10 protein-coding genes are annotated in these 15108 nt (G+C 68.6%); 9 read left to right on the forward strand and 1 reads right to left on the reverse strand.

The genetic code is table 11. From position 1 onward, the window contains the following. Positions 1–147 precede the first annotated feature (147 nt). From N2652_07670 to N2652_07685, 4 genes are read left to right on the forward strand one after another with little or no spacing between them, the layout of a single operon-like run. Positions 148–3708, forward strand: coding sequence for a hypothetical protein (locus tag N2652_07670; protein MCX7819066.1), 3561 nt, complete (start codon positions 148–150; stop codon positions 3706–3708). A 3-nt stretch (positions 3709–3711) separates the two neighbouring features. After that, complete coding sequence (locus N2652_07675) at positions 3712–4092, forward strand: hypothetical protein (protein ID MCX7819067.1); 381 nt, start codon at positions 3712–3714, stop codon at positions 4090–4092. Further along, positions 4089–4949, forward strand: coding sequence for a hypothetical protein (locus N2652_07680; GenBank protein MCX7819068.1), 861 nt, complete (start codon positions 4089–4091; stop codon positions 4947–4949). Before N2652_07675 ends, N2652_07680 begins: the two co-directional genes overlap by 4 nt. Positions 4950–4956: 7 nt before the next feature. After that, complete coding sequence (locus N2652_07685) at positions 4957–5961, forward strand: hypothetical protein (protein ID MCX7819069.1); 1005 nt, start codon at positions 4957–4959, stop codon at positions 5959–5961. A 246-nt stretch (positions 5962–6207) separates the two neighbouring features. Here N2652_07685 and N2652_07690 read toward each other — a convergent pair whose 3' ends face one another. Further along, a complete protein-coding gene (locus tag N2652_07690; protein MCX7819070.1) occupies positions 6208–7233 on the reverse strand; it encodes a Gfo/Idh/MocA family oxidoreductase in 1026 nt (341 codons plus the stop codon). Between the two features lie 30 nt (positions 7234–7263). Between N2652_07690 and N2652_07695 the strand changes: the two genes are divergently transcribed. The 5 genes from N2652_07695 to N2652_07715 all read left to right on the forward strand — a co-directional run bounded on the left by N2652_07695 (position 7264) and on the right by N2652_07715 (position 15108). Next, entirely contained in the window at positions 7264–8571 is a 1308-nt protein-coding gene (locus N2652_07695; protein ID MCX7819071.1) for a Gfo/Idh/MocA family oxidoreductase, read from the forward strand. Between the two features lie 49 nt (positions 8572–8620). Further along, a complete protein-coding gene (rfbD, locus tag N2652_07700; protein MCX7819072.1) occupies positions 8621–9508 on the forward strand; it encodes a dTDP-4-dehydrorhamnose reductase in 888 nt (295 codons plus the stop codon). After that, entirely contained in the window at positions 9505–10569 is a 1065-nt protein-coding gene (gene rfbB, locus N2652_07705) for a dTDP-glucose 4,6-dehydratase (protein MCX7819073.1), read from the forward strand. Before rfbD ends, rfbB begins: the two co-directional genes overlap by 4 nt. A 424-nt stretch (positions 10570–10993) precedes the next feature. Beyond that, positions 10994–13522, forward strand: a complete 2529-nt coding sequence (locus tag N2652_07710) for a YfhO family protein (GenBank protein ID MCX7819074.1) — start codon at positions 10994–10996, stop codon at positions 13520–13522. Between the two features lie 146 nt (positions 13523–13668). After that, complete coding sequence (locus tag N2652_07715; protein MCX7819075.1) at positions 13669–15108, forward strand: TolC family protein; 1440 nt, start codon at positions 13669–13671, stop codon at positions 15106–15108.

Genomic DNA, 15108 nt, shown 5'->3' on the forward strand with positions numbered 1-15108 from the left:
CCTCCGGATTCGGCGGCCCGCGCGGCACGAGGAGCCGTGCGATGAAGGATCGCCGCAGCATGCGGCATCGGTGCGCGAGGCCGTGCCCCGAGAAGCGGGTGGTGTTGAACGTGTTCGGCGGCAAGCCGTACAGGGAGGATCAGCATCATGAACGCGGTTGAGTTCCAGGGGGAGTCTGGTCGGCCCGGGACCGGGCACACCGTGTTCGCTACAACGGTTTTCTGCCTGACGATCCTCTCGGCAACGGTCGGGTCCGCCGCCGGTCCTCCCGGCTCGGACCGCGAGGAGAACGCGGGGGGGTATCGGGCGCCCGTGGGCACGGCCGGACATCGCGCGGGCGAGAGTGGCGGGGCGGCGGCCGCCCCATCCGCGGCGCGCGATCCCGAGCGCGAAGCCGCTTGGCAACGGGCGCGCGCGGAGGCAAACCGGCGGGTGCGGGAGTTTGAATCGGCGCTGCAGTCCGGCGATCCCGCGCGGATCCGGCGCAGCGCCCTTGACTTGCAATCGGACCCGCTGGCGATCCACCACATCAACCGCAACCGCCCGGATCTCGTGGAGGCGAACAATCAAGTGGTGCGCGAGATCCGCACCGAGGCGACCCGGCAGATGCGCGAGGCGGCGGCGCGAGAATGGAACCGCGCAAACCCCGACAAGCCGCCCGTCACCGCCGACGATGTCGAAATCTACCAACCCCGCAACTGGCGCAGCCCGGACGCGCCGGCGACCAGCCCCCAGGACTGGGACGTCACCGTCCGGGTGCGCGGACAGGATCTTCCGCCAAGCCGCGCACGACGCATCGTCGAGGAATCGTTTTACCACGCCGCGGGCGGCGAGCAGACCTTTGGCAAGGGAGCAACCCCGGAAAGTGTCGCACGACGCCAGCGCGTCGAGACCACCAGCGGCCGAAGCCCGGAAGCCTACAATGAACCGCAGAGAATTCTCGGTACACCGGACGCACCGCCGCGGCCCGGCGAACCACTCCGTGATCCGGAACAACTGACCCGCGCCATCGAGCACAAGAGCAACGCGGCGCGAAACGAGTCGGATGCCGCCCGAGGCCGGGGCGACCCCGTTCAGGCAGCGCACCACGAATTCGACCAGATGTACCAGGCCGCCAAACAGTACGAGCGCATCACCAGACCCCGCGTTGAAGCGGCGGGCGGGCGGGTGGATCCGCGGGTGGAGGAGGGCATGCGGATTCTGGGACAGGTCGGTCCGGACGGCATTTCGCCGGAAGAGGCACGGGCCCGGCTCGCGCAAATGGGCGAAACGCCAGAGTCGATCATCCGCAAGGCGTCGGGTCAGGCGGAGGCGGCCCAGGTGCTCGGCAGGGGACGCGGCACTCAGGCGGACACGCCGGAGGGGGCCGCACGCGGCGCCACAGATGCGCCCGAAGGCCGGGCTCGCGGCCCCTCGGATGCGCCGGAGGCCCCACCTCGAGGCCCCTCCGATACCCCCGACCGCGTGCCGGGCAGAGTCGGCAAAGCGCTGGAAACCGTTGGAAAGGGCATGCAGGCAGTGGACATCCTCGCAGGTGCGGACGACGCCAAAAAGGCAATCCAGGACGGGGACATGGGGAAACTGCGGGACAGTGTGGTCAACACCGCGGATGGGCTGGCGGGCGGTCCCCTCGCCACCGGCCGAATGCTCGAGGAGCGCCTGGGCAAGAACCGCACCGAGAAAAATGAAGCACAAGAACAGGCGCGCCAGGCGGCCGAAGCGGAGCTGGAGCAGCGTATGCGCGTGGAACTTCGGCAAAGCGGGCTCTCAAAGGCCGAAGTGGAGGCGATCATGGAGGCGCGCGCGCGCGGTGATGACCGGCCGCTGCGCGACGCCTACGAGAGGGCGGGCCGAACGCCACCGAAAGGTGAGTCGCCGGATCCTGGCTGGCGCGACTCCCTGAACAACTACGGTTCGGAAGTGGTCGCGAACACGAAGGAGGTCGCGCAGGGAATCGCGGACCGCGCGGAGAAGGCGAAAAACTTCGTCACTCAGACCGGCCGGGACCTCGCGGAGATCGGCGCGGGGCTGACCGAGAAAGGGGTCGCCCGCGAGCTGATCGAGAAACAGAAAGACAACCTGACGAAGGACAACCTGAAGGCCGGCGTGGAACACCTTGCGGAAAAGGGGAAGGAACTGATCGGGGTGAAAGAGACCGATCGCGAACGCGAGGGCCGCGCTGCACAGGATCTCGCCGAGAAGCTGATCGAAAAGGGTGTCGATCCGGAGACCGCCCGGCGGGTGGCCGGCGACTACATCACCCATGCGGGCGGCAAGGGGACACGGGGACAGCTGCGCGACGTGCTCGAGAGCGCGCGTTCCTCTTCCAAGGGTGGCATCTCCGCTGCCGGGACGGCGACCGAAGGAGGAAGTCGTGAAAAGGACGCGCGCACGACCTCCGCCCGGAGCGGCCCGCAGAAAGAACGCACCGAGTCAGCCCGCGAACGTCCCCCGGATCGTGAGGTCGCACCGTCCCCCTCGCCGCCGACGACCGCGGGCCGCGAACGCGGCCCTTCGAAGGAAGACAGGGAGGCACCGCGCAACGACGCCGGCGAGCGGGTGGATGCCGGACAGTACCGCGACGGTGACACGATCGTCGTGCGCGACGGCACTGAATACGTGAAGCAGGGCGACCGGTGGGAGAAAACAGGTCGCAACTATGGTTCCTACACCGCCGAACGCGGTGCGCGCGGCGGTCTGGCTGGCGCGGAGCCGGCGGCGGGCGCGACGGCCAGCCGCGGCGATGCGAGCTCACGGGCCGGCGGTCTCGGGGGCCTGATCGACGGCCGGAGCGAGAAAACTTCCGCCCAGACGCAGGGAGCGCTCGGTCTGATGGGCGGTCAACAGAATCTCGCGCACGCCTCCACCCGCGGTGACGCTGCTGCGCGGGATGCGCGGACGCTGGTGGATGCCGCCGGCCGGGAGGCGCATACGTCGAGCCAGAAGTCGGCCGCCGACGTCGCCAGCGCCAATCGGGAGGGCGGTTGGGGCAAAGCCGTTGCCGACGGAGTCCAGCAGGCGGTCGAAAAAGGTCTGACGGCAGCGGGCCAGTCGTTGGGCAAGGCCGCCGCGGACGCCGCCGCCAACTCGATATTCAAGGACGGCCAGAGCGCCGGTGGTGCTCCGGCCACCGGCGCCTCCGCCGGAAGCGCGCCGGTGACCGCATCGGCTGGCGGCGCGTCGGCAAGAGGCGCCACGCGGACCGTCTCATCTGCCAGTGGCGGCAGCAGCCGCGGAGCGCGGTCGCACGGCGGAGGTGGTCGCGGAGAGCACCGCGACAGCAGCCGTCGTGATGATTCCGCCTCCGGCGCGCATGATGGCACGACATTGTCCGGCGAGGGCACGGGCGGCGTCACCGTGACCTGTCCCGGTTGCGGAAAACCAGTGAAGGCGGCGCCGGGCGAAAGCGTCCAGTGCCCCTACTGCGTGACGATGAACTGCCCGCGATGTGGATACTCCAAGAACTATCCGCGCGGGCAGGAGCCCGAGAGCTGCCCGATGTGCTATACGACCACCTGCGGGATCTGTGGCCGCACGGGCTGGGCGCGGCGCGATCGCCCCGCCCCGCAGTGTCCGCACTGCATCCGTATCCGTTGCTCGCGCTGCGGTAGCCTCCTCTATCAGGGCGATCGCGCCTCCGCACCCGCATCGTTGCCCTGCGAGACCTGCACCGCACGCGCGAAGGCCGAGGCGGGAAAGGGGAACTAAACGGTGGCGCCGGGCCGATCAGTTGTTGCCCAGCATTGGGCGGCGCTGCTCGTCGGCGTGGCCGTTGCCGCGACGGCTGCGGAAGACCGCGAGGCGGTCGCGAACGTGTTCCGCTCGGGCGAAGTGGCCGGCACCGCCTCAAATGACAGCCGCCGAACCGAACACATTGAGCACGCGATCGAGATGCTCGAAAAGAACGTTCGCGCGCTGGAAGTTCGGTTGGGGCGCGCAACACAGGCCCCCTCGCCATCCCACAACATCGAACGGCGGCTGCAGGAACTGGAACGTAGAATGGAGAGCATCGAACGGGAAGTGAAACGTCTGGACGAACGCCTGCGCCGGCTCGAGGGGCGTCGACCGTCCGGAAGCGCGGGAGAGCGATGAGCACGAGACCAACGTCGGTGTGGTGGGCCTGGAGGGTAGCCGCAGTGATCGGCGCCGTGGCGGCGGGGGGGGACGGCACGCCCCGCGTGATGGTGCTGGTGGACGAGAAGAGTCTCGGGACGATCCCCACCTCGGAGGTCGAAGCGATCGGCGTACGAATGCTGAGCGAACGACGAGTTGAGTCGGTGGACCAGGACATGGTTCGCGCGAATCTTCAGCGCGTGCAGCAGGCGTTGCGCGGCGCCGGCGACGACCGTGGCGCCGCGGCGCTCGGGCGGGAATTCGGCGCCGACGTAATCATCGTGGGCGAGGCGGTTGCGAAGCCGTCGGCGCGCCGACTCGCGGACACGAATCTTCGCACGTATCAGGCCGTGGTCACGCTGCGCGCGGTGCGTACGGACAACTCGGTGAACCTGGCCTCCGCATCGGAGGACGTTTCCGTAGTGGGGCTGGACGACGTTGCAGGCAGCGCCAAGGCGCTGCGGGAGGCCGGCCGGCAGGCGTTCGAAGCGTTGATCCCGCAGATGCTGGAACAATGGAACGCCTCCGGCGCGCCCCCGCGGAGGTCACCCAACGTGGCGGCGGGACGACCGCTCGATGTGACGGTCGGCGGCGTGGACCAGGTGTGGAAGCTGAAGGCGATCCGCGATGTATTGCGCGGTCGTCCGCAGCACATCGAAGAGGTGACGCAGCGAAGTTACGCGCAGGGTCTTGCGGTGTTCAGAATCTCATGCCGCGTGCCGGTGGAGGAGCTGGCCGAAGCGCTGGTGCTGCAGCCGCCGGAGGGCCTGAAGCTGCAGGTGGTGGAAATGACACCCGCCGCGCTGACGTTGCGCGCGGTCGAGGCGAATCCGTGAGGTCCTCATGATCACAAGTGGACGCCAGATGAGATGGCTTGCGGCAGGGCTGCTCGCCGTTGGGTCCATAGCGGCAGACTCTGACCGGGCACTGCTGCTTCGGGCGCTGTTCCGCTACCGCATCGCCGCTCAGGCGGCCGCAGATGCGCGGCAGCTGGCCGCCTCGGCACCGTCGGACGTCGCGCGCGAGGTCGCCACGGGAGCAGAGGCATGGAGTGGCGCGGTGTACGACTCGATCCGAAGCGAGCTGGAAAACGCGCTCGGGGACAGAGCGAAGTCAGAATTTGGTGGGTTCGCCACCGCATATATCGCCGCCGAGGAGCGCGGCGACGCGACATGGCTGGCCACACTCGCACAGCAGCTGCGGGTCTCCCCGATTCCGCGCGACTACGCGGCCCTGCGGCGCGCGATGGTGGAGGAGTGCCTTTCCGCCGAGGTCGCGGAGGCGGCCAGCTTCGTCGGCGAGGTGCAGACCTGGCTCGAGTTGCGGCAGCGCTCCGAAGATGTGCCGCCGCTACGGTCATGGCTGTCCCGAACCGAACCCGTCGCCGTTCAGCCCGCCAGCGACGCGCCGCCCCGCCTGGTCCGGCAAACCGCGCGATCCGACAATCCGCTGCGCGAGGCCGAGGCGCCGGCCGGCGCATTCGTCGCGAGTGAGGAACCGGCTGCGGCCGGCTTGGAGGCGCTGAGTGGCGCCCGCGCCGCACGTCGCGAGAAGGCGCTGGAGGTCGCGCAGGCGGGCATGCAGCAGGTCGCAGAGGAGCGGCGTGCGGCGGAGGAAGAGCTTGCCGCGAAGAAAACCGCCGCTGCGCAGGCGGAAGCTGAGGCACTCAAGAAACAGGCGGAGAAGCTCGCGGCGTCCGAGCAAGAGGCGTTGGAACAGCGCAAAAACAGCTGGTCCGGACGCCTGAAGCAGGTCGTCTCGAGCGCGATCGGCGCGGCGGGCGGGGCTTTCCTGGGCGGCATCGGCACTCGGGCGGGCGAAGCCGCGGCCGAAGCGGTCTTTCGCTGAGCGGTGCCGCCGTCACCGCCCCGTGGGGAGTGGGGGAATGTCGTCGCGTTCGATTCCACCGGGGACACCGCCCGCGTTGGTCGGCTGGTCCGGTCGGGACCGGAGGTCAGGGCACATTCGATGCTCCAGGGCTGCGCTGGAGCCGAACCGCGAGGGGACCGCGAGTCAGGCGGTGCATTGCGCGGGCGCGGGCTCTCCGCTGCGGAGCGCCGCGCAAGTCGCCCGGTGGCCGTTCTCACCGCCGCATCAGCGGCGCGGTGCCAGGCGCTCCAGTTCCTCGCGGGCGCGTTGCATTACCTCCGCCAGTTCCACTTCGTCGCCGCCGCGCTGCCGGCTGAGCTCCGCCGCCTCCATGAAGGCGAGAATTTCGATCGTTTCCTCCTCCGGCACCGGCGGAACGCCGCTTCTGAAAAACTTCAGAACCTCGCGGAGCATCGGCACGTAGCCGGCCGATTCGCCAATCGGCTGCTCACCCCGCTCCCCTCTTGCGCGTCCGCCATATCCCCACTGTTCTTTCGACTGCCGGAACGTCCCTTTGCGACCGTCGGTCCACGTCCCGACGACTTCGACGCGGCCATCCTCGAGCGTTCGGCGCCGGACCGAGCGGCAGCCCGGCCCCATCACGGTGAAGAGCGACTCGACACCGTGGATGCCGTACCAGAAGAGCTCCGGGTGGGTCGGCTCAATCACCACGGGCGATTCGGTTTCGGCCTCGAGCACGCGCCCGACCGCACCCTTCCGCACGGCCTGGGTGTTGGTCCCATACCGCAACGAGGAACAACTGAACACCGGCACGCCCTTCTCCCGAGCAAGCTGGAAGATCGCCAGCCCGTCGCGCAACGAGGCGGCCATCGGCTTGTCAATGAACAGCCGCTTGCCGGCGGCAATCACCGGCCGCGCCTGCTCCAGATGCACGCGCCCGTCCACGCTGGTCAGGATCACCGCGTCGACCTGCCGGCATAGCTCCTCGATGGTCGGAACCAGCACGACGCCCCATCGGTTGGTGAGTTCTTCAGTGAACTTTTCGATCCGGTCGCGGCTGGCGGAGATGTCGGGGCTGCCGCCCTTGAAGGCCGCGACGATCCGCGCACCGGGCAGATGATTGGACGCGGTCGGGTCGTTCAGAATCTTCGCAAACGCGACAACGTGGGAAGTGTCGAGCCCGATCAGCCCCAGCCGCAGCGGCGCTTCCTCCGCCGCCTCCGCGCGAAGGGCAAAACTCGCCAACCCCATCGCCCCCAACGTGCTCTGCAGAATTCGTCTGGCTTTCATGTGTCACTCGATCGCGTTATCATTGCAGTTATGAGGACTGCAATCAATCGCCGCAGGTTTCTTCGTACGGGGCTTTCGTTCGGCACCACGGTGTGCACGGTGGGCCCCGCGTTGCTCTCCCGCGCGGCCCCCTCGAGGCTGCTCCGGGTGGCGATCATGGGCGTAAACGGCAGGGGGATGGACCACATCAAGGGCTGGGCCGGTCAGCCGGATGTGGAGATCGCCTGGGTTTGCGACGTGGACCGGCGCGCGCTCGAGCGGGCGGCGGCGCAGGTGGAAAAAACAACCGGCCGCGCGCCCAAAACGAGCGACGACGTCCGGCGGGTGCTCGAAGATCGAGAGCTTGATGTGCTCTCGATTGCGGCGCCGAACCACTGGCATGCACCGGCGACCATTCTTGCGTGTGCGGCTGGCAAGCACGTGTATGTGGAAAAGCCGGGCAGCCATAATCCGTGGGAGGCGGAGATGATGGTGAAGGCGGCCCGGCACCATCGGCGGCTCGTGCAGATGGGCAACCAACGGCGGAGCATGCGCAACATCATCGCCGCGATTGAGGCGGTGAAGTCTGGCGCGGTGGGCCGCGTGTTGACCGCCCGGTGTTATTACACGCGGTTTCGTCCGCCGATCGGGCGCGGCAAGGAAGCCCCCGTGCCCGAGTGGCTGAACTACGACCTCTGGCAGGGCCCTGCGCCGGAACGGCCGTACCGCGACAACGTGATTCATTACAACTGGCACTGGTTCTGGCACTGGGGGAACGGCGAGCTGGGCAACAACGGCGTGCACACGCTGGACCTCGCCCGCTGGGCGCTCGGTGTGGACCGCCCGCTCAAGGTCACCTACTGCGGCGGTCGCTATCTCGCCGACGACGATCAGGAAACCCCCGACACCGGGGTGGCGGCGTTCGACTTCGGGACTGCGCTGGTCACCTGGGAACAAAGCAGCAGCCATCCGCGAAAGGGAGAAACGCTTCCTCTCGTCGCCTTCTACGGCGAGCAGGGCCGCCTGGTGCTGAGCGACGCCGGTCACAGGATCTACGACAGTGACGGCAAGGAGGTGGCACAGACCGAAAGTGGCGTCGCCGGCGACGTCGTGCGCGGACCCGGCGGCGAACTCGAACATTTTGGCAATCTCTGCGCGGCGATTCGCGACGGCGCGAAGTTGAACTCGGAGATTGAAGAGGGGCAAAAAAGCACGATGCTCTGCCACTACGGCAACATGGCGATTCGGACGGGTTCAATGATTCACGTGGACCCGGTGACCGGCCGGGTGCGGGACAACCCGGCCGCGATGGCGCTCTGGAAACGCGACTACCGGCCGGGGTGGGAACCCAAGTTGTGAAGCTTCCCTCGGCGGGGGCGCGCAGGACGGCCGCACAGAGCGGAGCCCCATGCGAGTGCTGATCCTTGGTGCCCGAGGGCAGCTGGGTCGCGACTGCGAGGCGCTGCTGCGAGCCACGCACGAGGTGATCGCCACCGATCTGCCGGAAGCGGACGTGACCCGGCCGGAATCGGTCGGCGGCTGGGTGCAGCGCGTCCGACCGGACGTGATCCTGAACTGCGCCGCGTACACGCACGTGGACCGCGCAGAACAAGAGCGCCAGCTCGCCCATGCGGTCAACGCGGATGGCGCGCGGATCGTCGCGGAGATCGCCCGATTGCATCGCGCATTTCTGATTCACATCTCGACCGACTACGTCTTCGACGGCGCGCGTCCGCCGCCGCTCGCGTACACCGAGCGCGACGTCCCCGCGCCGATCAACTGGTACGGTCGCACGAAGTTGGCCGGTGAGCAGGCGATCCGTGAGGTCGCGCCGCGTCACGCAATCCTGCGAACCGCTTGGCTGTACGGTCGGCATGGCCGCAATTTTCTGAAGGCGATTCTTGCGCGCGCGCTCGCGGAGCCGGGCAAGCCGCTGTGGGTGGTGTCGGATCAGTATGGCTGCCCCACCTGGAGCCGTCGCCTCGCGGTGCAGATCGCCGCGATCATCGAACACCAGCCCGAGGGGCTGTTCCACGCCGCCGGCGAATGCCATGCGACGTGGTACGAGCTCGCAAAGCTGTTCCTCGGCAGAATGGGGGTCGAGGCGATCGTGGAGCACTGCCTGCTGCGGGACCGCCCCACCCCGGCCCGCCGCCCCGCCAACACCATTTTGCGGAACGTGCGGCTCGCGGAGATCGGCCTGAATCGGATGCGCCCGTGGGCGGAGGACCTCGAGGAGTTCATTGAACGCCACCGCGCCGATCTCCTTCGGGAAGCACGGGGAGAGGCCGCGTGACGACCCTGCTGGTCACCGGCGGCGCCGGATTTATCGGCTCAGATTTCGTCCACTACCTGCTGGAGGAGTCCGGCTTCCCGGGTCGGGTGGTCGTGTTCGACGCGTTCGCGCCGGGCGCGCACGCCGGCAGCCTCGCTGGCCTGAAGGCACAATGGGGCGGCCGTTTCGAACTGGTGAACGCGGACCTCCGCGACCGCGCCGCCGTAGAATGGGCGCTGGACAAGTTCGAGGTGGAGATCATCTGCCATTTCGCCGCGGAATCACACGTGGACCGTTCGATCGCAGAGCCGAAGGACTTCATCACCACGAACATTCTCGGCACGTTCCACCTCCTTGAGGCGAGCCGTGCCCGTCTCGGGCGAATTCGGCGTTTTCATCACGTCAGCACCGACGAAGTGTTCGGGGAACTCGGCCCGGAGGGTGCGTTTTCGGAAGCAACGCCCTATCGACCCAGCAGCCCCTACTCCGCCTCGAAGGCGGCTGCCGACCACCTCGTGCGTGCATGGCATCGCACATATGGACTTCCGATCACAATCTCCAATTGCTCAAACAACTACGGGCCGCGCCAGTTTCCAGAAAAACTGATCCCGCTGATGATCCTGAACGCTCTCGAGGGCCGTCCACTCCCAGTGTATGGCGACGGCCAGAACGTCCGCGACTGGCTGTTCGTGCGCGACCACTGCCGTGCGATCCACGCGATTCTGGAACGCGGCGCTGAGGGGGAGACCTACTGCATTGGCGGCCGCTGCGAGATGACCAACCTCGAGGTGGTCGGGCGGATCTGTGAGCTGCTCGACCGGCTGGCGCCACCCCTGCCGGGGGGACGCCCGCGGCGGTCGCTGATCACGTTCGTTCCCGATCGGCCGGGCCATGACCGCCGCTACGCGATGGACTGCTCCAAGATCGAAGCGGAGCTCGGCTGGCGCGCGCAAACCCCCTTCTCCGCGGGGCTCGAACAGACGGTGCGCTGGTACCTCGAGCATCCCGAGTGGATCGCCGCGATTCGCGCTGGTCGCCACCGTGATCCGCCGCCCGAGGCGCTGCGCCCCCCGGCGGCCTGACGTCGCGCGCGAAGCGCAAAAGGTAACGCGTCGACCGCATCCCCTCGGTCCGACGATCGCCGTCGTCGGGAGCCGGCAACCACCGCGGCAATGATCCGCCTGGACTGCCGCGCACTACCCAGCGCCCGAGGGAGGTGACCCCTGCGAGGGCTGCCGCTCGCTGCTCGAGTAGGGGACCCGCCGGCTCCCTGCCTGCCCATTCGATGCACAGAAGCCGGTGTGTTCGAAGTGCTCTGTCCACTGTTCCGCGCGCCACCGTGAGGCGGTACTCCGGTCCGCGGATGCTGAACGGGCAGCCGTGGTTGGCGCCGATCACCTGTGGGGGCGGCGTCGGTCGCCGGCCGACGCGTCGCGGCTCTCCCCCACGGATGCTACACTGCACGCCGTCCGCATGAACACATGTCCGCGGACGAAGGACCGCCCGATGAGCACTTCCGACCCGTCTGACCGCGGCGTTGAAACTTCCGGCCGGCCATGGTTCGGCGTGGTGCTGCTCGGCATGTTCGCCTTGCTGGCCGCGATCGCGCTCTCGCCGGTGCTGCTGCGTCCGGACCGAGTGCTCGACTTCAACGACGGCAACATCGAGTCGGCGCTGAGTCCGGCCTATGCGCTGCCGGGTGCGCTGCTGCGGGTGTGGGACAACCAGTTCTTTTTCGGCCAGGGCGGCAAGCAGTTTGCGCTCTGCTCCGCCAGCCTCGGCGAGTGGCTGTTCGGCCCGCACCATTACCGACGCGAGGCGGTGCTGCTGATGCTCACGCTGGTGGCCGGCGCGGTGTACTGGACGCTGCGCCAGTTCGGGATTCGCCGCGCCGCCGCCGCGGTCACTGCCGGCGCGGTGATGTTGAGTGGCGCGGTGTTTAGCTTTGCGGTGCTGGGATTGACGGTCCGGGGGGGCGCGCTGGGCTTCGCGACGCTGGCGCTGGGATTCCTCGAACGTGGTCGCCGGCGGCGCGGATGGCTGTCGTACGCGCTCGGCGGGGGGTGCCTCGGACTGGCGATCGCGGAGACGCCGGACATCGGCGTTTTCTTTGCACTGGCGCTCGCCGCCGCGTTCCTGTGGCTGCACTGGCCGGCGACGCCGACCCTGCTGCGGGCGTGGGGGCCGCTGGCTGGACGGTTTGCAGTAGTTGTCGCCTCGAGTGCGGCGCTCGCATTGCAGACGCTGAGTGTGATGTTCGCAACGCAGATTGAGGGTGTGCAGCAGGGCGCGGCAGAATCGCCCGCGGCGCGTTATGACTGGGCGACACAGTGGAGCCTGCCGCCGAACGAAACGTGGGACCTTGTCGCGGGCACCTTTTACGGCGCGAGCGTGCGCTCCAGCGCAGCGCCGTACCGTGGGCGGATCGGCCGCACGCCCGGTTGGTCGCCCGATCAGCCGAATCGCGGCTTCCGCAACTTTGCGATGACCGGCTACCACCTGGGGGTGGTGCCGGCAGTGCTGCTGCTGGCCGGCTGGCTGGCGATCGGCGCGTTGGAACCCGCGCGCCGTCGTCTCGCTGTGCTCTCGCTCGGCGGCGCGATCGGCTGCCTTGTGCTGGCCTGGGGGCGGTACACGCCGGTGTACCGGCTGGTGTTCTCGCTGCCGTACCTCGACACCATCCGCAACCCGGAGAAATGGATGATGCCGTTCATGCTGTTTGCCGCGCTCGGTCTCGGCGTTGCGCTGGACGCGCTCCTGCAGGCGCTCCGCGCGGAACCCGCCGGCCGCACGAACGCGACGGCATGGCAGCGCGCACTGGCCCGCGCCGCCGGCACGATCACCGGACTGGCGCTGGTGTTGCTCGCCGGCACCCTCATCGGCCAGGACGCCTTCCGCAACCAGATGGCGCTCGAGGGCTACACACCGGAGCAGATCCGGGCTGCGTGGTCCACCGCCGTGGGCTCGTCGATCCGCGTGCTGCTGGTCGCCTCGCTGCTCAGCGTCGCGGCCCGACTCTGGCGACGTCACGGCGCGGGCGCCCGCCGTGCCGCGCCCGCGGTGCTTGCCACACTGGCGGTGGTTGGTACGGCGGATCTGCTCACCGTGAACCGCTATTTCGTCGCAGGCCGCCCGTGGCGGCACCTGCTGGAGCCCAACCCGCTCACCGACTTCGTTCGCCAGCAGCACAACACTGGCCGGTTCAAGCTTCTGCCGGAGAGCCATCCGGCGCTCAACCACCTGCGCATGACCTACTTGCAGGCGGCCGGCTGCGACCTGTTCGACCCAGTCAGTGTCTCCCGCATGCCCACCGACTACGCCGCGCTCTTCAGCGCGCTGCAGGCACAGCCACTGCGGCTGTGGACCCTGGGGGCGATTCGCTACGTGGTCACGCTTCCAGGCGGAACACAGCAGCTCAATCAGCTCGACGGCGACCGCGGACGTTTTCGCGAGATCTGGAGCTGCGGCATGGTGTCGACGCCAGAAGGAGCGCTTCGCCTTGTCACCGGGCTGCCGGTGGAGCAACAGGTCCTTCGCATCGCCGAGTTCGGCGGCGCGCGGCCGAAATGGTTTTTCCCAGTGCGCGTGCATGCGCTGGAGAACGGCGCGGATGCGGAGCGCCGAGCGCTCGCTGTGCTGAGATCCAACGAGTTTGATCCGCTCACCGAATCCGTACTGATCACGTCCGGTTCACCGCCCTCGATCGAAGGCACCGCCCGCGTCGTTCGAGTGCTTCGCGACGAGCCGGCGGCAGCGGAGATCGAGGTCGAGTGCGCCGCCGATACGCTGCTGGTTCGGGCGACCCGGTACGACCCGGACTGGCGCGTGAGCGTGGATGGAGCTGCCACCCCGCTGCTGCGGGTGGATTATCTGCTGCAGGGCGTGCGGATTCCCGCCGGCCGCCATCGGATCGTGTGGGAGTACCGCCCCGACCCCACGCCGCTGCATCTGGCGGTCGCCGGCCGAATGGCCTGGCTGCTAGGCTGGGTGATCTGGCTGGTGCAGGAGCGTCGGCGGCACATTCTGTCCGCCTAGACACCCGGATAGATGGTCGTACGACGAGCGCGCCGACCGGGCGGGACGGCAAAGGCACGAGCCGTCCGATCGCCGAGAGCCACCTGCCTCTGCACCACGTTGCTTCGCTCCCCTGCGCTGCGCATACTGAGCACAGGTCAGCTCCGATGCGGATGACCGGCCAAGTTCCCGCTCACGTCTCCCGCGGACCCGCACGCCGGTGGTCCGCGGTGTGGGTGCTGGTCAGCGCAGCGCTGCCCGCGGCGGGCGCATCCGGCGTCGCTCCGCTCACGCTGGATGAGGCGATTGCGACCGCGCTTGCGCATAACCGCACGCTCGCCGTCGGCCAGCTGCAGGTGATGCGCCGCGCGCTCGACGTGGAAGCTGCGCAGCGACAGTTCGATCCGACCGCCTCCCCGATGGCTCAGGGCCTGGGGCTGGGTTCGGACCGACAGTGGACGCTCGGGTTCCAGATCGTTCAGCCCACCCGGGTCGGTACGCGTCTGAACGCATCCGCAGCCGTCATCGAGCGCGAGGGAACGGGCGCCAGCGAGCGCACCGTCTCGATCGGTGTCGAACAACCGCTCTTCCGCCGATTCGGTCGGGAGGTGCACGAGGCGGCGCTGGCGGAGGGCCGTGAACAGTACGCGGCGGAGCGACGGCACTGGGAACAGCAGCGCGCAGATCTGGTGCTCCGACTGATCGAATGCATCGAGGTGCTCGTGCGGCTGGAGGCACAGATCGGTCTCGAGCGCGAACGTGCCGAGCGGTTGAGCGACCTGGTGCGGCTGGTCCGACTGCGCGAACGGCAGGGACGCTCGACGCTGGCGGACGTGATCCGGATGGAACAGTCGCTCGAGGAGGCCCGGGCGCGCATCGCCGAACTTGACGAGCGGCGGGAGGCGCGGCGCCGAGAGCTTTCCGATCTGCTCGGCGTACCGCTGTCCCCAGACCGGCCGTTGGAGCCGCCGCCGAGACTGGACGCACCCCTTCCGACGCCGGAGCTTGCCGTCGCGATCGCGATCTCCAACCGTCTTGACCTCGCCCAAGCCGAGGCCGACGCCGATGCCGCACGCCGTCGCGGCCGGCTCGCGCAGCGCCGGGTTTGGCCCGATGTTTCGCTGAGCGTTTCGCTGCGCCGCACGCTTTACGAGCTGGACGCGGGCGCGATCGGCGAGGACGAACGAACCGACTGGTTCGCCGGTTTTGCGGTGGACGGTTTTCCCTGGCGCGCCGCGGATCGTATCGCGCGCCGTCAGGCCGTGCTGGATGAGATCGCCGCGGACGAGGCGGTGGCAATGCGTCGCGATGCGATTGCGAGGCAGGTGCTGGACGCGCTCGCCTTCTGCCGACGCGCGGAGACGGAGGCGGCGATCGCCGCACGCAGTCGGGAACTGGCCGAGGCCCAGTTGAGGCTTGTGCGCCGGCTTTACGAACTTGGTCGGGGTGATGCGTTCGCACTGTCGGACGGCGAAACGCGCTATGCGGCCGCCACGCAGCGAGCGGTGGAAACGGCGTCCACCGCCCGACTGGCGGCCTACGCGCTGCGCCACACGCTGGGGACGCTCGTCGAGCACCCCGCCGAACTGAAACCGGAGCGCCGCTGA

This window comes from Kiritimatiellia bacterium, from assembly GCA_026417735.1.
GTDB lineage: Bacteria > Verrucomicrobiota > Kiritimatiellia > PWTM01 > PWTM01 > CAACVY01.

What these genes read in the sequence shown, in the direction of transcription:
- N2652_07670 (MCX7819066.1), top strand. Translation starts at nt 148, where the DNA reads ATGAACGCGGTTGAGTTCCAGGGGGAGTCTGGTCGGCCCGGGACCGGG.
- N2652_07680 (MCX7819068.1), top strand. Translation starts at nt 4,089, where the DNA reads ATGAGCACGAGACCAACGTCGGTGTGGTGGGCCTGGAGGGTAGCCGCA.
- N2652_07685 (MCX7819069.1), top strand. Translation starts at nt 4,957, where the DNA reads ATGATCACAAGTGGACGCCAGATGAGATGGCTTGCGGCAGGGCTGCTC.
- N2652_07690 (MCX7819070.1), bottom strand. Translation starts at nt 7,233, where the DNA reads ATGAAAGCCAGACGAATTCTGCAGAGCACGTTGGGGGCGATGGGGTTG.
- N2652_07695 (MCX7819071.1), top strand. Translation starts at nt 7,264, where the DNA reads ATGAGGACTGCAATCAATCGCCGCAGGTTTCTTCGTACGGGGCTTTCG.
- rfbD (MCX7819072.1), top strand. Translation starts at nt 8,621, where the DNA reads ATGCGAGTGCTGATCCTTGGTGCCCGAGGGCAGCTGGGTCGCGACTGC.
- N2652_07710 (MCX7819074.1), top strand. Translation starts at nt 10,994, where the DNA reads ATGAGCACTTCCGACCCGTCTGACCGCGGCGTTGAAACTTCCGGCCGG.
- N2652_07715 (MCX7819075.1), top strand. Translation starts at nt 13,669, where the DNA reads ATGCGGATGACCGGCCAAGTTCCCGCTCACGTCTCCCGCGGACCCGCA.